General features: G+C 66.5%; 17 protein-coding genes. 3 read left to right on the top strand and 14 right to left on the bottom strand.

Annotation, left to right across the window (positions count from 1 at the left end; translation table 11 throughout):
- Positions 1–18: 18 nt before the first annotated feature.
- A complete protein-coding gene (gene choX, locus H0X91_RS09130; RefSeq protein WP_059721832.1) occupies positions 19–987 on the bottom strand; it encodes a choline ABC transporter substrate-binding protein in 969 nt (322 codons plus the stop codon).
- A 45-nt stretch (positions 988–1,032) separates the two neighbouring features.
- Positions 1,033–2,568, bottom strand: coding sequence for a choline-sulfatase (gene betC / locus H0X91_RS09125; protein ID WP_006491381.1), 1,536 nt, complete (start codon positions 2,566–2,568; stop codon positions 1,033–1,035).
- Positions 2,569–2,805: 237 nt separating this feature from the next.
- On the opposite strand from betC, the gene H0X91_RS09120 reads away from it, so the two are divergent.
- Together H0X91_RS09120 and purU are read left to right on the top strand one after the other, a co-directional pair.
- Entirely contained in the window at positions 2,806–3,711 is a 906-nt protein-coding gene (locus H0X91_RS09120; RefSeq protein WP_006486273.1) for a choline sulfate utilization transcriptional regulator, read from the top strand.
- A gap of 198 nt (positions 3,712–3,909) precedes the next feature.
- Positions 3,910–4,794, top strand: coding sequence for a formyltetrahydrofolate deformylase (purU, locus tag H0X91_RS09115; protein WP_006486276.1), 885 nt, complete (start codon positions 3,910–3,912; stop codon positions 4,792–4,794).
- Positions 4,795–4,968: 174 nt separating this feature from the next.
- On the opposite strand, the gene H0X91_RS09110 is transcribed toward purU, so the two are convergent.
- From H0X91_RS09110 to H0X91_RS09060, 11 genes are all read right to left on the bottom strand, one after another.
- A complete protein-coding gene (locus H0X91_RS09110; RefSeq protein WP_006486278.1) occupies positions 4,969–6,624 on the bottom strand; it encodes an APC family permease in 1,656 nt (551 codons plus the stop codon).
- Positions 6,625–6,802: 178 nt separating this feature from the next.
- Positions 6,803–7,666: a glycine betaine ABC transporter substrate-binding protein gene (locus H0X91_RS09105; RefSeq protein ID WP_006486270.1), complete on the bottom strand. Its 864-nt coding sequence runs from the start codon at positions 7,664–7,666 to the stop codon at positions 6,803–6,805.
- A gap of 134 nt (positions 7,667–7,800) precedes the next feature.
- Positions 7,801–8,949, bottom strand: coding sequence for a hybrid-cluster NAD(P)-dependent oxidoreductase (locus tag H0X91_RS09100; protein ID WP_006498749.1), 1,149 nt, complete (start codon positions 8,947–8,949; stop codon positions 7,801–7,803).
- A gap of 29 nt (positions 8,950–8,978) precedes the next feature.
- Positions 8,979–10,220, bottom strand: a complete 1,242-nt coding sequence (locus tag H0X91_RS09095) for an aromatic ring-hydroxylating oxygenase subunit alpha (protein WP_006486272.1) — start codon at positions 10,218–10,220, stop codon at positions 8,979–8,981.
- 52 nt (positions 10,221–10,272) lie between these two features.
- Entirely contained in the window at positions 10,273–11,058 is a 786-nt protein-coding gene (locus H0X91_RS09090) for an electron transfer flavoprotein subunit beta/FixA family protein (RefSeq protein WP_196432963.1), read from the bottom strand.
- Complete coding sequence (locus H0X91_RS09085; RefSeq protein ID WP_194131811.1) at positions 11,055–12,224, bottom strand: electron transfer flavoprotein subunit alpha/FixB family protein; 1,170 nt, start codon at positions 12,222–12,224, stop codon at positions 11,055–11,057. The genes H0X91_RS09090 and H0X91_RS09085 overlap by 4 nt, the downstream gene beginning before the upstream one ends.
- Positions 12,225–12,228: 4 nt before the next feature.
- Complete coding sequence (locus H0X91_RS09080) at positions 12,229–14,154, bottom strand: (Fe-S)-binding protein (RefSeq protein WP_034201981.1); 1,926 nt, start codon at positions 14,152–14,154, stop codon at positions 12,229–12,231.
- 3 nt (positions 14,155–14,157) lie between these two features.
- Complete coding sequence (locus H0X91_RS09075) at positions 14,158–16,221, bottom strand: NADH:flavin oxidoreductase (protein ID WP_006488987.1); 2,064 nt, start codon at positions 16,219–16,221, stop codon at positions 14,158–14,160.
- A gap of 68 nt (positions 16,222–16,289) precedes the next feature.
- Positions 16,290–16,823 carry a DUF5943 domain-containing protein gene (locus H0X91_RS09070; RefSeq protein ID WP_006488993.1) on the bottom strand — a complete coding sequence of 178 codons (534 nt, stop codon included), beginning with the start codon at positions 16,821–16,823 and terminating at the stop codon, positions 16,290–16,292.
- A 139-nt stretch (positions 16,824–16,962) separates the two neighbouring features.
- On the bottom strand, positions 16,963–17,934 hold the full coding sequence (locus H0X91_RS09065; protein ID WP_006488981.1) for a dipeptidase: 972 nt from the start codon (positions 17,932–17,934) through the stop codon (positions 16,963–16,965).
- Between the two features lie 39 nt (positions 17,935–17,973).
- Complete coding sequence (locus H0X91_RS09060) at positions 17,974–19,248, bottom strand: serine hydroxymethyltransferase (RefSeq protein WP_006488995.1); 1,275 nt, start codon at positions 19,246–19,248, stop codon at positions 17,974–17,976.
- Between the two features lie 356 nt (positions 19,249–19,604).
- Between H0X91_RS09060 and H0X91_RS09055 the strand changes: the two genes are divergently transcribed.
- Entirely contained in the window at positions 19,605–20,720 is a 1,116-nt protein-coding gene (locus H0X91_RS09055) for a GlxA family transcriptional regulator (protein WP_077175816.1), read from the top strand.
- A 60-nt stretch (positions 20,721–20,780) separates the two neighbouring features.
- Here H0X91_RS09055 and H0X91_RS09050 read toward each other — a convergent pair whose 3' ends face one another.
- Positions 20,781–22,190, bottom strand: coding sequence for a discoidin domain-containing protein (locus tag H0X91_RS09050; protein ID WP_006488982.1), 1,410 nt, complete (start codon positions 22,188–22,190; stop codon positions 20,781–20,783).
- Positions 22,191–22,334: the final 144 nt, after the last annotated feature.

Raw genomic sequence — 22,334 nt, 5'->3', positions numbered from 1 at the left:
CCGCCCGATGGGAGGGAATCAGCGCGCGTCGAGGGCCGCGCGCACGGCCGGCAGGCCCGGTGCGCCGGCCGCCGTCGTCACGCCGTCGAGCCAGGCGGCAACCAGCGCGGGCTCGGCCTTCAGCGCATGCTGCGCCGCGAGCGCGGGCGACGTCTTGTTGTCGAGCATGTCGGCGATCATGCGGTTCTCGACGTCGACCGAGAACGTCATCTGCCGGAACAGCCGCGCGAGATTCGCGCACTGGCCGGCGAACCCGGAACGCGTGACCGTGTTGACCGTCGCGCCGCCGTAGTTCGGGCCGAAATACGCATCGCCGCCCGACAGATACGTCAGATGGAACTTCGTGTTCATCAGATGCGGCTCCCACGCGAGAAACACGATCCAGCGCTTGTCGCGCACCGCGCGCTCGACCTGCGTGAGCATACCGGTCTCGCTCGATTCGACGAGCGACCAGTTCGCGGACCCGAGCGCGTGGTCGGACAGCATCCGCTTGATGTTCTGGTTCGCGGGCGCGCCGGGCTCGATCCCGTAGATCTTGCCGCCGAAGCGGTCCGCGTAGCGCGCGAGATCGGCGAACGTATGCACGCCGGCGGCGGCCACATAGTCGGGCACCGCGAGCGTGAACTTCGCGCCGCTCAGGTTCGCATGCAGCACGTCGATCGATTTCTCGTCGACGAACGGCTTCACGAGCGGCGCCTGGGCGGGCATCCAGTTGCCGAGGAACACGTCCACCTGCCCCTTCTTCAACCCCTGGTACGTGATCGGCACCGACAGGTTCGCCACGTCCTGCCGATAGCCGAGCGCCTTCAGCACGACGCCCGCCATCGCGTTCGTCGCGTCGATGTCGGTCCAGCCGGGCGCCGCCATCTTCACGTCGCTGCACGTCTGCGGATCGGCGGCAGACGCAGGCTGCATCGCCACCACGCACGCGGCGGCGGCGAACGCCGCGCCGAGCCTTCGGATTGCTGCATTGCCTTGCCGTTTCATGGTTCGCTTCCTCCGTCGTTTTTCAATGACCGCAATGCCGTACGCTCAGCGCCCGACGCGCGGAAAACGCGCCATCGCCTCGAGCGTGTCGAGTTCGATGTGATTGCGCATGTAGCGCTGGCTCGCGTCGGTGAACGGCTGCCAGTCCCACGCCTGGATGCGGCCCTGCGTCGTCGCCGCGTAATGGAAACGCCGGCGCCGCTGGCTCGCGCGCACCTGCCGGTCCAGCTCGGGCAGGTTCCAGCGCTGCGCGGCGTGCGCGCGGAACGCGGCGAGCACGTCGGCGGCTTCCGGCCGGCCGGCCAGGTTCGTCAGTTCGCGCGGGTCGTCGGACAGGTTGTAGAGCTGATCGGGATCGGCCGGGCAATGCACGTATTTCCAGTCGCCGCGGCGGATCATCACGACCGGCGCGAGCGCGCCTTCCGCGAGGTATTCGCCGAGCGCGACATCGTGCGCGGGCGTGCCGTGCAGATGCGGCACGAGGCTCGCGCCGTCGACCGGGTCCGGCCAGCCGCCGGCGGGCGCGGCGCCGGCCAGCTCGACGAGCGTCGGCAGCAGGTCGACGTGCGACACGGGGCCGCGCACGCGCGCGGCGTCGAAGCGGCCCGGCGCATGCACGATCAGCGGCACGCGGCAGCCGCCTTCGAAGAACGTCATCTTGTACCAGAGGCCGCGCTCGCCGAGCATGTCGCCGTGGTCCGACGTGACGATCACGATCGTGTCGTCGGCGAACCCGCATTGCTCGAGCGCGGCCAGCACGCTGCCGAACTGCGTATCGACGTAGGACGTCGCGCCGTAATACGCGCGGCGTGCGGCGCGGATCTGCGCGTCGGTCGGCGGCGTGCGGTCGTTCTCGCAGACGAAGCGCAGCCGCTGCGAATGCGGATCGCTGTCGGCCGCATCGAGCCGCACGGCCGGCATGTCGATCTCGTCATCGTCGTAGCGATCCCAGTATTCGCGCGTGATCGCATACGGGTCGTGCGGATGGGTCAGCGACACGACCATGCAGAACGGCCGCGCATCGTGCCCGGCCGCGCGCTCGCGCGCGACGTCGTACAGCTTCTGCTTCGCGGCGAACGTGACCTCGTCGTCGAAGTCGAGCTGGTTCGTGCGCACGCACGGGCCGGCGTCGAGCACCGAACTCATGTTGTGATACCAGCTCGGCCGCTCGGTCGGGCTGTCCCAGTCGGGCACCCAGCCGAAATCGGCCGGATAGATGTCGGTCGTGAGGCGTTCCTCGAAGCCGTGCAACTGGTCGGGTCCGCAGAAATGCATCTTGCCGGACAGCATCGTCCGGTAGCCGCCCGCGCGCAGGTAGTGCGCGAACGTCAGCGTTTGCGCCGGCAATTCGGCGGCGTTATCGTAGGCGCCGATCCCCGACGGCAGCTTGCCGGTCAGCAGCGAGAAGCGCGACGGCGCGCACAGCGGGCTCGCGCAGTAAGCGGCGTCGAACACCACGCCTTCGGCGGCGAGCCGGTCGAGCGTCGGCGTGCGGGCGACGCGGTTGCCGTAGGCCGGCAGCGCGAACGGCGTGAGCTGGTCGGCCATCAGGATCAGGATGTTGGGTGTCGGGTTCGTCATCGGCGGTCGTGGGGAAAGCGGTGTTCGAATGGAACGGCTCGCCGTTCGGGCAGCGAGACGTCCGGCATGACGGAGGCGGCCTGAAGAAACTGCCGCACGGGCGGGCCGCGCTGGCTAGAATCGCGGGAGGCCTGTCGGCCGCCACGGAGCGCATGTGCCGCACCGTCCGCTGCACTATCGCCCGCCCGAATTCGCGCGGGTAGGCGTCCGGCCCTTATGGGGCCATTAGAGGGACTTATGTCGAAACCCGAACCGTTACCGTCGATGCAGGCGCTGCGCGCGTTCGAATCGGCCGCCCGGCTCGCGAGCTTCACGGCCGCCGCACGCGAGCTCGGCTCGACGCAACCGGCCGTGAGCCAGCAGGTGTATCAACTCGAAGCCGAACTCGGCGTGCCGCTGTTCGAACGCAGCCCGCGCGGCGTCACGCTGACCGCCGATGGCGAGTGCCTGTACGAAGCCGTGCGCCTGAGCCTCGACACGCTGCGCGGCGCGACCGCGACGCTGCGCGCGCGCCGCGAGCACGGCGCGCTCACGATCGTCACCGACTTCGGTTTCGCGACCTACTGGCTGATGCCGCGTCTGGCCGGGTTGAAGCGCGTGATGCCGGACGTCGACGTGCGCGTCGTCACGTCACAGGATTACGACGCGCAGCGTGACCACGGCGACATCGCGATCCTGTTCGGCGACGGCCACTGGCCGTCGTGCACGGCCGCGCGGCTGTTTCCGGAATCCGTGACGCCCGTCTGCGCGCCCGCGTTCCGCGACGCGCATCCGGGCGTCACGCGGCCCGACCATCTGCTCGCGCTGCCGCTGCTGCACGTGCAGCCGACGCGCCCCGAGCGCTGGCTGTCGTGGTCGGGCTGGTTCGACGCGCACGGCCTGGAACCGCCACCCGCCGCCCGCGGCGTGACCTTCAACAGCTATGCGCTCGTGATCCATGCGGCGCTGCTCGGCGAAGGCGTGGCGCTCGGCTGGTCGCCGCTCGTCGACGAACTCGTCGCGTGCGGCCAGCTCGTGAAACTGGTCGATGCGCCCGTCGTCACGTCGCGCGGCTACTTCCTGGTGCGGCCGCCGCAGCGGCCCGAGCCGGACGCGACGCACGTGTTCCGGCGCTGGCTGCTCGACGCGTGCGCGGGGGCCTGACGCAGCGCCCGTCCCGCTGGCCCCGCTGGCCCCGCTGGCCCCGCTGGCCCCGCTGGCGCACCGATACCAGCCACACGGCGGGTTGGTTCTATCCCGCCCGAAATCGTCCTGATTTACTTGAGTCTCCCGCTACCCGCGCGGCGCGGCGCTGTCGTGCGCCGCCGCGCGGCCGTGCGCCCCTGCCATCCGAGGAGTCTCATGACCGCCGAGCACCGCCCCGATCAATTCGTCCTGACACTGTCGTGCCCGAGCGCGGCCGGCCAGGTCGCCGCCGTCGTCGGCTTTCTCGATCGCCATCGCTGCTATGTCGATGCGCTGAACGTGTTCGACGACGATCTCAGCAACCGCTTCTTCGTGCGCTGCGTCTTTCATCCGACGGATGAAACGCTGCAGATCGACGCGCTGCGCCAGGAATTCGCCCCGATCGCGGCCGGACTCGGCGGCCACGCGGGCGACATGCAATGGGCGATCCATGACGTCAATGCGCGGCCGAAGGTGCTGATCATGGTGTCGAAGCTCGAGCACTGCCTCGCGGACCTGCTGTTCCGCTGGCGGATGGGCGAGCTGAAGATGGACATCGTCGGCATCGTGTCGAACCACCCCGACTTCGAGCCGCTCGCCGCGCAGCACGGACTGCCGTTCCGGCACTTCCCGATCACGGCCGAGACCAAGGCGCAGCAGGAAGCGCAATGGCTCGACTTCTTCGAATCGAGCGGCGCCGAGCTCGTGATCCTCGCACGCTACATGCAGGTGCTGTCGCAGGAGACGAGCGCGAAGCTCGCGAATCGCGCGATCAACATCCACCACTCGTTCCTGCCCGGCTTCAAGGGCGCGAAGCCGTATCACCAGGCGCATGCGCGCGGCGTGAAGCTGATCGGCGCGACCGCGCACTTCGTCACCGACGATCTCGACGAAGGCCCGATCATCGAGCAGGTCGTCGAGCGTGTCGATCATGCATTGCGTCCCGAGCAACTGCTCGCGGTGGGACGTGACGTCGAAAGTCTCACGCTCGCGCGTGCGGTGAAGGCGTTCATCGAGCGGCGGGTGTTTTTGAACGGCGACCGGACGGTGGTGTTTCCGTAAGCAGACCGCCGTCGCGTTCGAAAGCGGCAGAAACGAATAAGGCCCGACCGGCGTGTTCCGTTCGGGCCTTTTTTTGCCGTCGTGTTGCGCCGGCGCTTCGCGCGATGGCCCCGTGTGCGGTTTCCGGGGGCCATCGCGTGCTGCCACACGCGCGCATCGGCATGCGTTACCGCGTCACTTCACCCACGCGAAGTAATACGACAGCCAGATCGTCAGCCCCGCACCGATCAGCGCCGCATACGGCATCAGGCTCAGCCACATCGCGCGCTGCGGCACTTCGAGCTCCATGTCGCGCTGCATCTGCGCGGGGAAACGGCCGCGATCCTGCCAGTAGTGGCGGAACAGGAACACCGGCACGATCAGCAGCATCGCGATCAGCCCGTTGCGCAGCGTGCCTTCACCCTGCAGGTTCGCGCCCGCGCCGACGTAGACGAGGTTCGCATAGCCGCAGATCGAGCCCGCGACGAGCAGCCAGGTCGGGCAGCGGAACGGCCGGTCCCAGTTGCCGCGATCCATCCGGTGGATCCAGCCGGACTGGAGATTCAGGAATACGAACAGCATGTAGCAGACGTTCGAGATCGACAGCACCGTCATGTAGTCCGACATCATCAGCAACACGAGGTTGAAGCCGAGATCGGTCCACATCGCGCGCGTGGGTGAGCCGTGCTCGTTCACGTGCGACAGGTACTTCGGCAGCCAGCCGTCGACCGATGCCTGGTACAGCGTGCGCGACGAGCCCATCATCGACGTCATCACGATCAGCAGGATCGACAGCATCAGCATCACGACGACCGCGTTCGCGACCCACGCGCCGCCGCCGACGATCTTCGCCATCGCGGCCGCGACGCCGGTGCCGTCGCCAATCGCCGGATCGAGCATCGCCTGCGTGCCGAGCGCGCCCTGGAACGCCATCGGTACGAGCGTCATCACGACGAGACACAACGCACCCGACCAGAAAATCGCCTTGGCGGTATCGCGCCGCGGATCGCGGAATTCGCGCGTATAGCAGACGGCCGTCTCGAAGCCGTACGAGGCCCAGCCGGCCATGAACATCGCGCCGAGCGCCATCGTCACGCCCTGCCCGTTCCACGAGCCGAAGGTCGCGGCCGTGAGGTTGCCCTGCGCGTCGTGACCGAGCGGCAGCAACGGGAGCAGGTTCGACATCGGCACGTCGCCGGTGACGAACGGCACGATGCCGACGATCAGGAGCGGCGTGAGCGATGCAATCCCGAGAATGCGCTGCGTACGCGCAGCCTTCGATGCGCCGCTATGCTGAAGCTTGAACGTGATGAGAAGCAGAATCGTCGCGATGATGAACGTCGCGTTGATTCGCAGAGAGAGACCCGGCTTGATGAAACCGAGATCCGCAACCTTGAGTTGCCAGTGCAGCACCGCCGCATCGGCGGGAAAGAGGCTCGTGAGCGCATAGCTCGCCGCGAGGCCGCAACCGAGCGCAAGCATCGGCGACCACGCGAGCCAGTTGCACCACACGGACACCGGGGCAATCAGCTTGCTGTAACGGACCCAGCCAATCGCGCCGTACACCGACGCGCCGCCCGATTTATGGGGAAATAGCCCCGATATTTCCGCATAAGTCGCGCTTTGAATCAGCCCCATCGTGATCGCGGCGATCCAGATCGCCCACGCGGGCTGGCCGATCGTCGCGCATACGCCGCCGATCGTGAACAGCACGCCTGCCGGCACGCCGCTCGTCACCCAAAAAGCGTCTTTCCAGGTCAGGCCACGATGCAGCGTGTGGCCCGTCGAATCATGTGAGATGGGTGTTCCAACATCACTGGTGCGGTTCGCACGCAGTCCTGCCTGACTCATCCAGTTCCTCCTGTGATGATTCTGCACAAGCGCCGTAGTGTAACAACTTACGGGCTTTTTTGCAGAATCTGAAAAAGAATTCCGGGATATGGCCGCATTACATCCTGATTGTTTCGGATTCCTGCATGCCATTCCCGGCGTGTTTTTATGATGATTCGTACGACGTATGTCGAGGTGCTTACTGCGCGCCTTCCGTCCACGAATTCACGCGGTCCGCATGGGCTGCGATCCACGCGTCGGCGGCTGCTTCCGGCTTCGAGCCGTTCTGGATCGCCAGCATCACGCTGTCGATTTCACCCGGCTTCCACTGGAATTTCTTCAGGAATGCGACGACCGGCTTCGCCTTGGTTTCGAGGCCCGGATTCACGACGCTGTCGACGTGCTCGGCGCCGCCGAACACCTTCTTCGGATCCTCGAGGAAGCGCAGCTTCCATTTCGCGAACATCCAGTGCGGCGCCCAGCCCGTCACGATCACCGGCTTGTTCGCGCCCACCGAACGCGACAACTCGGCCGTCATCGCGCTGCCCGAGCTCGGCATCAGCGTGTAGTTCAGCCCGTAGCTCTTGATCGCGTCGTCGGTCTTGCGCATCACGCCGGCGCCCGCATCGATGCCGACGATCCGGCCGCCGAAGCTGCCCTTCTCGGCGTTCAGGTCGTCGATGCTCTTCGCCTTCACGTACGCGGGCACGATCAGGCCGATCTTCGCATCGGGGAAATTCGCGCCGAGGTCGACGACCTTGGCCTTGTACTCGTCCCAGTACGAGCCGTGCGTGACCGGCAGCCACGCGGACAGCGTCGCATCGAGATCGCCGCGCGCAACGCCCTGCCACATGATGCCGGCCGCGACCGGCACGAGCTTCACTTCGTAGCCGAGCTTCTTCTCGATCACGCGGGCCGCGACGTTCGACGTCGCGACGCTGTCGTCCCAGCCTTCGACGTAGCCGATTTTCAGCGTCGGCTTCGTATCGGCGAGCGCCGATGCGCTCAATGCCACCATCGCCGACAGAGCGCCGGTCCACAACAGCTTTCCGAACAGTTTCATGGTCGATCTCCTTGGTCTGCGCACCGTGCGCGTTGTCTCTCTAGGTTCTTCAACCACAAATCCGCGGTATCGTTGTTTTCCGACGGAAGCTTGTCCGGACGCGACGCGCCCGGACAGCCGATGGCCTGTTTCGACTACTTGTCGATCACGAGATCCGACAGCGGCTTGCTGCAGCACAGCAGCACCATCCCCTGATCGATCTCGCGCTGGCGGATGCCGCCGTTGTGCTTCATCTCGACCTGCCCCGACACCAGCTTCACCTTGCAGGTGCCGCACATGCCCTGCGTGCACGAGGCCGGCAGCCGCACGCCCGACTGGCGCGCCGCGTCGAGCACGTGCTGCTCCGAGCCGCACGCGATCTCGCGGTTGCTCTTCGCGAAGCTGACCGTGTACTGCTTCGTCGCGGCGTCGACGCCGTCGGCGGCCGGCACGAGTTCGGCGAGCACTTCGTCGCTCGCGGTCTGCGCGAGCGTCTCGAACGAGAAGCTTTCCTCGTGATACTGCTTGCGATCGAAGCCGGCTTCGTCGAGCAGGTCGCGCACCGCCTTCATGTACGGCGCGGGGCCGCACGTGAAGATCTCGCGCTCCATGAAATCCGGTGCGATCAGCTTCAGCAGCGGCAGCGTCAGGAAGCCCGTGACGCCCGGCCAGTTGGTACGTGCGCCGACGCGCTCGACGACGAACGACGTGCGGAAATTCGTGTGGTTCGACGCGATCAGGTCGAGCTCGCGCGCGAAGATGATGTCGTCCGGCGTACGTGCGCTGTGCACGAACAGGATGTCGCGATCCTCGGCGAGATCATGGTGCGCGCGGCTCATCGACATCAGCGGCGTGACGCCCGAGCCGGCCGACAGGAACAGGTACTTGCGCGCCGGATGCCGTGCGCACGTGAATTCGCCGGCCGGGCCGAGCACGCGTACCGCCGCGCCCGGCTGCAGGTTGTCGTGCAGCCAGTTCGACACCTTGCCGCCCGGCACGCGCTTGACCGTGATCGAGATCGTGTGCGGCCGCGCCGGCGACGACGAGATCGTGTAGCAGCGATTGATCGTCTCGCCGTCGATGTCGAGCTCGAGCGTGATGAACTGCCCGGGCTCGAACGAAAACGTGCGGCCCTGCGGCGAACGGAAGAAGAAGCTCTTCACGTCGTGGGTTTCCTGCCGCACGTGGCAGCACACCAGCGTTTCCTCGACGTCGCTCGTCCAGCGCTCGGGCAGCGCGTTCCAGAACGCCGGGTGCGTCACCCGGCTGTCCGCCGGCTCGAAATTGGCCGCATCTCGCATCATGTCTTGCTCCGCATATACGCTGCTAAGTACTACGCGCCGGTTTTTTCGGCGAGCCGGCCGATGTACCAGGCCGAGAATTTTTCGACGAGACCTTCCGTGTACGGCGAATACGGGCCCGGCTCGTACGCGCTGCTGGTCGCGCCGCGCTGCGAGAATTCGACGAGCGCGCGATCCTGGTCGTTGGTCGCGTTCCACACGGCCGTGAGGTTCTTCACGTCGTAGTCGATGCCTTCCTTCGCGTCCTTGTGCACGAGCCACTTCGTGCGCACGAGCGTCTTGCCGGCCGACAGCGGGATCACCGAGAACGTCACGATGTGATCGCTCATGAAGTGGTGCCACGAGTTCGGCTGCGTCCAGAACGACAGCCCGCCGAGATCGGCCTTGTCGAAGCCGCCGAGCAGCTTCTTCGACGCGACCTTCGCATCGAGCGTCTGCGATTCGCCATGACGATCGAGCGGCAGGCGCTGCGTGCGGAAACCCGTCACGTCGAGCAGCTTCTCGATTTCGGCGGACGGCAGGCCCATCTCGGCCCACTCCTTGCCGCGCCGCACGCACGTTTCGGCGAATGCGTCCATGCCTTCGGCGTTCGCGTCGGAACGCTGGTAGCCGAAGCCGTATTCGTACAGCGAGATCGTCAGCTCCGGATGGTTCGCGACGCAGTGATAGCACTCGCGGTTGTTCTCCATCGTGAGCTTCCAGTTGCCTTCCTCGATGATGTCGATCTGCGCGGCGATCTTCGTGTTCGGCAGGTCGTGCGGCAGCAGGTACGGCTCCATCTCGGCGCGCATCTGCGCGAAATCGACCGGTGGCTCGTCCGCGAGGCAGATGAAGATCAGGCCCGCGAGATTCTCGACGTGCACCGACTTCAGGCTGTGCTTGCAGCGATCGAACTTCTCGCCCATGTGCTCGGCGAACATCAGCTGGCCCGTCAGGTTGTAGGTCCAGCTGTGGTACGGGCACACGATGTTGCCGACCGAGCCTTTATCTTCGTTGCACAGGCGCGCGCCGCGGTGACGGCACACGTTGTGGAACGCGCGGATCGCCATGTCGTCGTCGCGCACGATCAGGATCGAATCGCTGCCCAGCTCCACGGTCACGTAGTCGCCCGGCTCGGGAATGTCCGGTTCGATCGCCACCTGGATCCAGTGCTGGCGGAAAATCGCCTCCATGTCGAGCGCGAAGATGTCCTCGCTCGTGTAGAACGGTGCGTCGAGGCTGTGCCCTTCCTTGCGCCGCTCGATCAATGCACGAATGTCTGCCGATACTTTCATCGTTTGCTCCGGATTCCTTGCATCCCTGGGTTCTTGCCGACAGGCATCAAAATCAGTAGTCGATGAGCTGATGCTCGCGCAAATACGCGAGGATCACTTGTGCTTTTTCGACCGAACTCCCTTCATTTACGACGTTGCCGCCACGGCTTTCGGTCGTCGTCGCGGACAGCATCCGCGCATGCCCGGAGCGCTTCTCGGCGGCGACCAGCTTTACGGGTTTACGCTCGACCGGGCCGACCGTCCACGCGGCCGCATCGGCGTCCGCGCCGGGCGCCGCGAGCGCGGGCCGGATCGCGCCGGCGCGCAGCCGTGCATACGCATAGCGCGGCACCACGCTCGCAAGCGGATGCACGGCGACGACGGCCGGCAGCGCCGCGTCGACACGCCGCCGCAGCCCTTTCGGCAAAAATTGCCGAACCGCCGCGCGGCCGCCGTCGACCGTCACGTCGACGGCCGAGCCCACGAGCGGATAGCCGAGCGCCGCGGCGATGCGATACGGCAGCATCCCGGTGTCGTACGCGCCCTCGGCGCGCGTACCGGTCAGCACGAGGTCGTAGCCGTCGAGGCGCGCGGCGAGTGCGTGCACGGCATCGTCGCCGTCGCGGCAGGCCAGCACTTCGACCTCTCGCGCACCGAGCGCCAGATACTCGGCGAGCGCCGCATTCGCGGGGTCGCCGGCATGAATCACATCGAGCGTCGCGCGATGCTTGTCGGCGAGCTGCCGGCCGGTTTCGAGCGCGGCCGCATCGTTGCGGCTGTAGCGCGCGACGCCGCTGACCGGATGCCGGCCGACGGACACGAGCACCGCGATGCGTTGCAAGGGACGAGGGGCGTTCATGCGGCGACTCCTTCGGGTTCACGGGTACCGACCGCGGCCGGCGATTCGCCGCGCGCGGCCCGCGCGGCCTGGACCTGTTCGATCAGCGCGGCGATCGTCGCCTGCGCGTCGCCGACCACCGTCAGGTTCGCGCGCTTCGCGATCGGCGCGCTGCCGTCGAGGTTGACCGCGATCACGTGGCGGCAGTCCTTGATCCCCTGCAGGTGCTGCACCGCGCCCGAGATGCCGAACGCGATGTACACGCTCGCCTCGACCGTCTTGCCGGTCGCGCCGACCTGCTTGTCGCGCGTGAAGTGGCCGTTGTCGACCGCGACGCGGCTCGCGCCGATCGCCGCGCCGAACACACCGGCCAGCCGCTCGAACGCGCCGATGTCGGACACGCCGTTGCCGGCCGACACGATGAAATCGGCTTCCTCGAGCGCGACCTGGGCTGCGTCGATTTCGTCGAGGCCGAGATCGCGGTACGGCTGCGCGGCATCCCGCGCCGGGCGGATGAAGTCGGCGGCGACGCGCTCACCCGCACCGACGAACGGCAGCTTCGCGTCCACCGCGTTCTGCGCGAGCAGGATCACGTCGGGCAGCGCCCGGGTGGCAAACGCACGCCCGGCCTGCGCATACGCGCCCACATGCTTCGCGTCGATTTCGACGACGTGGGTCGCGACGCTCGCGCCGGCGGCCGCCGCGTAACGCCGGCCGAGATCGCCATCGCCTGTCGCGTTGTCGGGCACGAACACGTGCTTCGGTGCGAGCGCGGCCACGCAGGCCTGCAATGCTTTCAGTTCGCTTTCGGGATCGAACGCACGGCGCTCGAAGCCGGCCAGCTCGATCAGCTTGTCGACGCCGAGTTCGGCGACGTCATCCTTCAGTTCGCCGAACGCGAGCAGCGCGACTTCCGTCTGCGCATCGGCGAGCACGGCGGCAGCGGCAATCGCCTGCCGCGAATGGTCGTCGAGCGCGCCGCGTTCGCTGTGCGCGACCACCAGCATCACGTGCTTCGGGTCCTGCAGCGCGCGGCGCGGCTTCGCGGCCGCGCCGCCATGACCGTGCGCGGACCACTGCGCGGCGTTCGCATCGGCGCTGCCTTCCTCGCCGAGCGTGATGCGCTTCAGGCCGGCGGCCGTGATGATGAACGGCCGGCGCGGATCGATTCGTTTGATCGTATTCATCGATTCACTCCAGCGAGGCAGCGACGAGTTCGGCGACGTCGAGCACGTCGGGGCGCGGGCCCACGACACCTTCGAGCATGGCCGTGCAGTTCGGGCACGCAACCGCGACCACGTCCGCGCCGATCGTGCGCGCGTCGGCGATGCGGATGTCCGGAATGCGCTGCTTGCCGGGGATGTCGGTCAGCGGCGCACCGCCGCCACCGCCGCAGCAGCGGCCGCGCATGCCGTTGCGCTCCATCTCGACGACCTGGATGCCGATCGTCTTCAACAGCTTGCGCGGTGCTTCGATCTCGCCGTTGTAGCGGCCGAGGTAGCACGGATCGTGATACGTGGTGCGCTTCTCCTGCAGCGCCTCGACCGCCTTCGGCGCGATCTTGCCGCTGTCGGCGAGTTCGGCCAGATAGGTCGTGTGATGCTTGACCGTCACGCGCAGTCCGAGCGCACGGTATTCGTTGCGCAGGCTGTGCATCACGTGCGGGTCGGCCGTCACGATCTGCTGGTACGACAGCGTGCCGAGCGTGCCGATCAGGCGCTTCGCCATCTGCTGGAACGTCGCTTCGTCGCCGAGCCGGCGGGCGACGTCGCCCGTATCGGTCTCGGTCGGGCCAAGCACCGCGTAATCGACGCCCGCCTTGTTCAGCACCTTGACGAACGCGCGCAGCGTACGCTGGTAGCGCATGTCGAACGCGCCTTCGCCCGCGACGAACAGCACGTCGACCGGCTTGCCCGGCTGCGCGACCGGCGCGCTCAGGTCGACCGACCAGTCGTAGCGCGCGGCCGTGTCGTAGCCGCCCATCGTGCCCGTCTCGCGCAGGTTCGCGAGCACTTCCTGGCCCTTGCCCGGCACCGTGCCGTGCACGAGCGTGCGGTTGCGGCGCATGTCGACGATCGCGTCGACGTGCTCGATCAGCATCGGGCATTCCTGCACGCATGCGCGACAGGTCGTGCACGACCACAGCGTCTGTTCCTCGATCAGGCCCGACACGATCGGGCCGTTCGGCTCGCCGCGATGCTGGCCGACCGGGAGGCCCGGCGACGGGCTGCCCGCGTACGCCGCATCGGTGCCGCCGGCCATCCCGACCACGAGATCCTGGATCAGCTTCTTCGGATTCAGCGGCTGGCCCGACGCGAACGCGGGGCACGCGGCTTCGCACTTGCCGCACTGCACGCATGCGTCGAAGCTCAGCAACTGGTTCCAGCGGAATTCGACCGGCTTCGCGACGCCGTACTCCTGATGCTCGATGTCCGGCAGCTTCAGTGCGGTCGGCGGCGTGGCCGTGCCGTTGCCGGTGAACGATTCACGGGTGGCCGCGAAACGCTCCTGGCGCGGGTGGAACGCGAGATGCAGCAGGCCGGCGATCGCGTGCTTCATCGGGCCGCCCTTCGCGGCGCCGACCGTCATCGTGAACGCGCCGATGCCGATCAGCAGCGCGCAGAGCACCGCGAACGCGCCCGACATCGCGCCGGTCGGTACCAGCATGAACAGCACGAGGCCGAGCGCGAACGAACCGAGCAGCCAGGGCAGCGTGTTCCACGGGCCGCGCGACAGGCGCGCCGGCACGTCCTTCGCCGCGCGGCGGCGCCACACGAACACCGCGCCGACCAGCATCGCGAGCGCCGCGACGAAGATCAGCTTGTCGAGCCACGGCGAGTAGATCGCGAGGCCGTAGTTGACGAACACCAGCGCGAGCGCGCCGATCGCGCCGCCGGCGGTCGCGACGTGAGTCTTCGCGATGTACGGATCGCGGGCGACCACGTGGTGCAGGTCGACGAAATAACGCTTCGGAATCGCGAACAGGTTCGCGACGCCGAACGAGCCGGGCGCCGTCGCGCGGCCCAGACGCCAGTAGGACGAGCGCTTCGCGACCGCGAACGCGAGCCCCGCCACCGACAGCCACAACAGGGCGGTAATGAGGAAGGACGGGTTCATCTTTTAGAAATCCTTCACGAGACGCAGCGAGTCGTAGATCGCACCGTGGACGTTGTGCATCGAGATGCAGTCGCCGACACGGAACAGCAGGAAACGGCCGTTGCCGAGCTCTTCCGACAGGCACGGTTGCGGCTCGGCCGCGAACAGCGTGTGCGGATCGATCTGGCCGCGGTTCACCGATTCCGGCTTGAGCTTCCAGTACAGCTCGTCGTTCGGCGACGAACCGTTCTCGATCACCACCTGGTCAACGGCGCGCTCTTCCAGTTCTTCCGTGTATTCGTTGCGCAGCACGGCGATCATCTTGCCGTTCTCTTCATAGACGCGATCGAGCATCGTGTTCGGCGTCGGAATCACGCCGAACGCGTACAGGCGACGGTAGAAAATCGGGAACGTCGTGCCGCCGCAGTCGTCGGCCACCTTCACGTCGGGCGTCACCACCTCGACCTTCGAGCCACGGCTCGCCATGAAGTCGGCCACGCCCGCGCCGGCATGCGTGCTCACGCCGTCGAACAGCAGCACGTTCTGCTTCGGCTCGACCTTGCCGGTCAGGATGTCCCATGAGCTGACCGCGAGGCCTTCGGCCACGCCCCACGCCGGCACCTGCCACGTGAAGCTCGATCCGCCCGTCGCGAGCACGACGATGTCCGGCTTCTCGGCCATGATCATCTTCTCGTCGGCGGCCACGCCGAGGCGCCGGTCGACGCCCAGACGCTTCGTTTCCATGTCGAACCAGCGGATGATCCCCGACATCTGCTCGCGCTGCGGCGCCTTCGCGGCGATCATCACCTGGCCGCCCACTTCCGCGTTCTTCTCGAACAGCACGACGTCGTGGCCGCGCAGCTTCGCGACACGCGCCGCCTCCAGGCCCGCGGGACCCGCGCCGACCACCACGACCTTGCGCTTCGGGCCACGCGACTTCTCGATGATGTGCGGCATCGTCGCTTCGCGCGACGTCGCCGCGTTCTGGATGCACAGCACGTCGAGGCCGTTGTACTGACGGTCGATACAGTAGTTCGCGCCGACGCACTGCTTGATTTCGTCTTCTCGGCCATCGCGGATCTTGATCACCATGTGCGGATCGGCGATCTGCGCGCGCGTCATGCCGACCAGGTCGATCATCCCGTTTGCGAGCAGGCGCTCGGCCTGGCCCGCATCGCGGATGCTCTGCGCGTGCATCACCGGAATCTTCACGACCGACTTGATGCCGGCCGCGAGGTGCACGAACGGCTCCGGCGGCAGCGCCATCGGCGGCATGCAGTTGGCGATCGTGTTGTGCGTATCGCCGCCCGAGCCGACCACGCTCAGGTAGTCGATCAGGCCCGTCTCCGACATCGCCTGCGCGATTTCCTTCAGCGCCTCGTGATCGAGGCCGTCCTCGTGGAATTCGTCGCCGCACATGCGCAGGCCGACGCAGAAATCCTTGCCGACCGCCTCGCGCACGGCCGTCAGCACTTCGATGCCGAAGCGCAGGCGGTTTTCGAGGCTGCCGCCCCATTCGTCGGTGCGATGGTTCGAACGCTTGCTCCAGAACTGGTCGATCAGGTGCTGGTGCGCGGCGGAGATTTCGATGCCGTCCATGCCGGCCGCCTTCACGCGCTTCGCGGCCGCCGCGAAATCGCCGATGATGCGGCGGATTTCCTCGATCTCGATGATCTTCGCATTGCCGCGGTGCACGGGTTCGCGCACGCCCGACGGCGACATCAGGTGCGGCCAGTGCTCGCCGTGGAACGACGAGCGGCGGCCCATGTGCGTCGCCTGGATCATGATCTTCGCGCCGTGCTTGTGCATCGTGTCGGCCAGGCGCGTGAGCGGGTCGATGATCTTGTCGGTCGACAGGTTCACCGATTTCCACCAGCCCTGCGGGCTGTCGATCGACACCGGGCTCGAACCGCCGCAGATGGCCAGGCCGACGCCGCCCTTCGCCTTTTCTTCGTAGTAGCGGATATAGCGGTCGCCCGGCAGGCCGCCCGGCTCGGCGTACACCTCCGCGTGCGCGGTGCTGACGATCCGGTTGCGCAGCGTCAGCTGGTTCAGCTGCATGGGTTTGAACAGGTGGGGATAACGCATCGCTGGCGACCTCTGGCGTTCGAATGTCTCGTGTTGCGGGTGTTGTTCTGTTTCAGTGAATCAATGCGTCAGTGCGCGATCGGCGACACTTCGAAGACGCAGTGGTCGTGATGCTCGGCCGCACACTGCACTTCCTTCGATTGCGCGCGCGGCGCGCCCTTGCCTTCCGGCGTCGTGTCGTTGACCCAGTCCATCGCACCGGCGAACCAGCCCGCGAACATGTAGCAGAGCTTGCCTTCCTTGCCCGGCTGCTGGAGCACGAACGACGAGTGGCGCAGTTCGATCTTCGCGCGGGCGCTCGCCGGATCGGCCTCGATGATCGAGAACAGGCCCCAGCCGCGTTGCGACAGGCGCTTCAGGTAGTGCTCGAACACGGCCATGCCGGTCAGGCCGTGCAGCTTCGCTTCCTTGTCGCACCAGTGGTACGCGGACTTGTAGCCGGCCTTGTAGAGGATTTCGGCATACGCTTCGACGCCGAGCGCTTCCTCGACGGCGACGTGGTTGTTCGTGAAGAAGTGGCGCGGCACGTACAGCATCGGCAGCGCGTCGGTGGTCCAGACGCCGGTATCGGGATCGACGTTGATCGGCAGTTGCGGTTGCATCGTGGTGACTCCGTGAGGAAAGTGGCCGCGCGGTTCAGTGCGCAGGCGCGACATCGTCCGCGCGCCAACGCGGCAAGCGTTGGCACGTCCCGATTTTTTTATGTTGAAACGCGAGTAGCGGGTTCGGCGGGGGTGGCGCTTACGCGCCCCACACGTCCTTGAACACGCGCACCCAGTTCTCGCCCATGATCTTGCGGATACGCGACTCCTTCCAGCCGTGGCGTTCCATCGCCGCGGTCAGGTTCGGGAATTCGCCGATCGTGCGGATGCCGTCCGGGTTGATCACCTTGCCGAAGTTCGTCAGCTGGCGATAGCGGCCCTTGTCATGCGTCAGCATGTCGAAGAATTCCTTCGCGAAATCCTGCGTGAAGTCCGTGCCGATGCCGACCGCGTCCTCGCCGATCAGGTTCACGACGTAGTCGATCGCCTCGATGTAGTCGTCGATGTTCGCTTCGATCCCGCGCTTCAGGAACGGCGCGAACATCGTCACGCCGACGAAGCCGCCCGCATCGGCGATCTCCTTCAGCTGCGCGTCGCTCTTGTTGCGCGGATGCTCCTTCAGGCCCGACGGCAGGCAGTGCGAATAGCACACCGGCTTCTTCGAGAACGCGATCGCTTCCGACGACGTGTTGCCGCCCACGTGCGACAGGTCGACCATGATGCCGACGCGGTTCATCTCGGTGATCACTTCGCGCCCGAAGTCCGACAGGCCGCCGTCGCGCTCGTAGCAACCGGTGCCGACCAGGTTCTGCGTGTTGTAGCAAAGCTGCACGACGCGCACGCCCATGTCGGCGAACGCTTCGATGTAGCCGAGGTTGTCCTCGAACGCATGCGCGTTCTGGAAGCCCAGGATGATCCCGGTCTTGCCTTCCTTCTTCGCGCGGAAGATGTCGTCCGTCGTGCGCACGAGCGTCAGCAGCTCGCCGTTGTCGCGGATCTTCTTCTTCATCACGCCGATGTTGTCGACGGTCTTGGTGAAGTTCTCCCACACCGACACCGTGCAGTTCGCGGCCGTGATGCCGCCACGGCGCATGTCCTCGAACACCGGCTTCTCGAACTTCGAGATGTTCAGTCCGTCGATGATGATGCTGTCCTGATGCAGCGTGCTCATATCTGCTCTCGCTCGTGTGACTGTTCTTGTGGGGGTCGATCAGTAGATCGGGAAGCGCTCGCACAGCGCGAAGATCTCGCGGCGCACGCGCTGTTCGGTTGCGTGGTCCCCTTCCGGGTTCGCGCGCAGCGCGTCGAACACTTCGAGGATCAGGCGGCCGATCTCGCGGAACTCCGCGACGCCGAAACCGCGCGTCGTCCCCGCCGGCGTGCCGAGGCGAATGCCCGACGTGACGGTCGGCTTCTCGGTGTCGAACGGGATGCCGTTCTTGTTGCAGGTGATGCCCGCGCGTTCCAGCGCCTGCTCGACCGGCGCACCTTTCAGGCCCTTCGGGCGCAGGTCGACCAGCAGCAGATGGTTGTCGGTGCCGCCCGTGACGAGATCGACGCCGCCGGCCTTCAGCACTTCGCCGAGCGCCTGCGCGTTCGCGAGCACGTTGTCGATGTAGGTCTTGAAGTCCGCGTGCAGCACCTCGCCGAACGCCACCGCCTTGCCGGCGATCACGTGCATCAGCGGGCCGCCTTGCAGGCCGGGGAACACGGCCGAGTTGATCTTCTTCGCGATCTCCTCGTCGTTGGTCAGCACGAAGCCGCCGCGCGGGCCGCGCAGCGTCTTGTGCGTGGTCGACGTGACGACGTGCGCGTGCTCGACCGGGTTCGCGTGGCGGCCCGCGGCGATCACGCCCGCGATGTGCGCCATGTCGACCATCAACTTCGCGCCGACGCTGTCGGCGATCGCACGAAAGCGTGCGAAGTCGAGCGCGCGCGGGTACGCCGAAAAGCCGGCGATGATGAGGTTCGGCTTGTGCTCGTGCGCGAGCGCCTCGACCTGGTCGTAATCGATCCGCATCGTGTCGCGGTTCACGCCGTACTGGACCGCGTTGAACCACTTGCCCGACAGCGCCGGCTTCGCGCCGTGCGTCAGGTGACCACCCGCGTCGAGCGACATGCCGAGCACCGTGTCGCCCGGCTTCGCCAGCGCGAGCATCACCGAGCCGTTCGCCTGCGCGCCCGAGTGCGGCTGTACGTTCGCATAGCCGGCGTTGAAGATCTGCTTCACGCGGTCGATCGCGAGCGCCTCGACTTCATCGGCGAATTCGCAGCCGCCGTAGTAGCGCTTGCCGGGATAGCCTTCCGCGTACTTGTTGGTCAGTACCGAGCCCTGCGCCTCGAGCACGGCGCGCGACACGATGTTTTCCGACGCGATCAGCTCGACCTGCGACTGCTGACGCTCGAGTTCCTTCAGGATGGCGCTGCGCACCGGCGCGTCGCGCTCGGCAAGGGGCTGCGAGAAGAAAGGCTGGGTGTTCGACATAGTGCGTCCGTGACGAAGAATAAAGGGCTGTAACCGAAGCTCAAGGCCCGCCGTGCCTGGGTTTCCCGCTCGTCCAGTGCAAGGCTGCCGACGGCTCTATTCTTGTCGTTCGGATTTTCGGCGGATTGATGAATTTAGACGCGTTCTTTGCCTTTTCCGCCATGCACGTCCGTTTTATACAAGTGACCGGTCGTGCTTTTCGGGATGACCTGCCGAAACGGTATCGATGATTCACCTATGGACACGCACACCGGCAGTGCGTTTGCCGCTCATTCGGGGTGCGGCTTGTCCCGGATACGGTGCAGTGCAGCATCGGCCTTACGCCCAGACAACGTATGGAGCTAGGGTTTAGCCGTATGGCACGCTTGTTGCGCTCGCTCACACAATACCGCAGCCCGATCCGTGCCCCGGGCGAAAAGCTATTAGAGATTCAAGGAACGCTCCCCATGTCGCCCGACCGCACAGCGTCGCTGTCCCACTTCGCGTTCATGCCTTTACCGAACTTCACGATGATCGCGTTCACCAATGCGATCGAGGTGCTTCGGATGGCGAACTACCTGAGCGGCCAGCCGCTCTACCGCTGGTCGGTGATCAGTCCGGACGGCGGCCCGGTCACGGCGAGCAACGGCCTCACGGTCGATACGGGCCCGGCCGAATGCGCGGGGCAACCCGACATCGTGTTCGTCTGCGGCGGCGTCGACGTGCAGCGTGCGACCACGCCTGCCCATCTTTCGACCCTGCGCCGCTTCGCGCGCGCGGGCATCCCGCTCGGCAGCCTGTGCACGGGCACCTATGCGCTCGCGAAGTCGGGGCTGCTCGCGGGCTACGCATGCGCGATCCACTGGGAGAACATGTCGGCGCTGAAGGAGGAGTTTCCGGACACGCGCTTCCTGAAGGAACTGTTCGTGATCGACCGCGACCGCATCACGTGCACGGGCGGCGTCGCGCCGCTCGACATGATGCTGAACCTGATCGCCGCGCGCGTCGGCACCGCACGCGTCACGCAGATCGCCGAGCAGTTCATCGTCGAACACGTGCGCGACACGAGCGCGCAGCAGCGCATGCCGCTCGTCGCGCGCCTCGGCTCGGCGAACAAGTCGTTGTTCGAAGTGATCGCGCTGATGGAGAACAACATCGAGGAGCCGCTGTCGCGCGAGGAACTCGCGCGGCTCGCGAACATGTCGCAGCGGCAGTTGCAGCGCCTCTTCCGCGAGCATCTCGGGATGACGCCGACGCACTACTACCTGACGTTGCGGCTGCGCCGCGCGCGCGAGCTGCTGCTGCAGACCGACATGTCGATCATGCACATCACGATGGCGTGCGGGTTCCAGTCGGCATGCCACTTCAGCAAGAGCTATCGCGACGCGTTCGGCGTCGCGCCGACGCGCGAGCGCCGCAAGCAGGTCGCGCCGCTCGCGCAGGGGGCGGCGAGCGCAGCGCCGGCGTTTCCGGCGCATGTGCTGCATGCGTGAAGCGGGCAGCATTTGAAGCAAAAAAAGCAGCCTTCAATCAAGGCCGCTTTTTGCTGGTACTCACGATCCCCACACCTGCATTTCATCGAGCGAGTACCCCCACTGCGTCGCCCGCTTCGTGCCGAGCATCCGCACGTAACGGCCCTGCCCGTTCAGGTTCGGCAGCGTCACATGGCCGTACGACACGCCGTTGCTCGTCGAGTAGATCGTCGTCCAGTTCGCATTGTCGTTCGACGTCTGGATCTGGTAGACGAGCGCGCCCGCGTCCCAGTACAGATCGATGCTGCTAATCGTCTTCGTCGCGCCGAGATCGACCGAGATCCACTGCGGATCCACGCCCGCGCCTTCCGGCGAATCCCAGCGCGTGCTCGTCGTGTTGCCGTCGAATGCCTTGTCCGGCGTGAGCGACGCGTTGTAGCTCGCCGACGCCGCGGCCGGCCGCCCTTGCGACAGCAGCGTGCGCGCCGCGGCCGGGCCGCCGTAGTAGTTCGCCCCGAGCTTCGCCTTCGTCGCATCCGCATTCACGCCGAACTGCGACAGGCTCCAGCGCTGGCCGGTCGTCACGTCGCCGACGTAGAGCTGATAGCCGCCCGCCGTCGTCGAGGAGAAGAACAGGTAGTTCGTACCACTGACAGGCGCCGGATCCGAGTTGTTGCTCATGCAGTCGTTGAGCGCCAGCGCGCTCGGCGTCGACGCCGGGTCCGCCGTCTTCGCATAGATCTGGTCGGCCCCGCCGCTGTCCTTCCAGCGCGCGTAGTACACCATGCCGTCCGCACGCACGGTCGGGTAGTACGTTTGCAGCCCGGCCGGACGATCGAACACGGCGGTGACGCCGGTCGCGATCGTGCGCTTCATCAGCCCCATGTTCGAGCCGGTGCCGGTCGCGTAGTACACGGCGCTCGCGTCCGGCGCGAGGAACGGCATCGAGTATTCGGCGCCGGCCGGCGCGTTCGTCAGGCTCACGATCGACGTGAACACCGGGCCCGCGCTCGTGTACGACAGCGTCGCCTGCTTGACGTCGCCGTTCTGCTTGAACACGAGCGTCTTGCCGTCCGCGCTGAACTTCGGGTCTTCGTTGCGCGTGGCGCCCGTGCTGTGCGTCATGTTGACGGGCGGCGTGCCGGCGCCGAGCTGCAGCATGAACACGTTCCATGCGCCGTTGCTGATGCCCATGAACGCGAGCCACTTGCCGTCGGGACTGAACACGCCGTTCATCGGATCGGTGATGCCCCACGCGCTCTTGCTGAGTTGCGTCAGCGTGCGGGCCGAGAAATCGTAGAGGAACAGCTGGCTCGTGCCGTCGCCGTACTTGACGTAGCTGTGATAGACGAGCTTGCCGGTCAGCGCGGCGGGGAACGTCGCATTCGGCTGGGCGGCGGGATTGTTGACGCAGGCTGCGGCTGCCACGCCGCTGAACAGGTTGAGGGCGAGGCCGGCCACGAGGCCCGCGACGAGGGTCTTCAATTTCACGCTGGATACTTCCGGGTAAGGTAAGGACGGGACGGCCGCAGAAAAGGACCCGCGCGGAAAGCGCGGGCGCCACGGATCCGCCGTCGGGCAGCGTGAATTCCGTATCGGTCGGACATCGGGAACAAAACTTGCGGGAGTGTGCCT

This window comes from Burkholderia sp. 9777_1386, from assembly GCF_015712265.1.
Taxonomy (GTDB): domain Bacteria; phylum Pseudomonadota; class Gammaproteobacteria; order Burkholderiales; family Burkholderiaceae; genus Burkholderia; species Burkholderia cenocepacia.
Note: the sequence above shows the minus strand (reverse complement) of the source record. Positions and strands in the feature narration are given on the sequence as shown.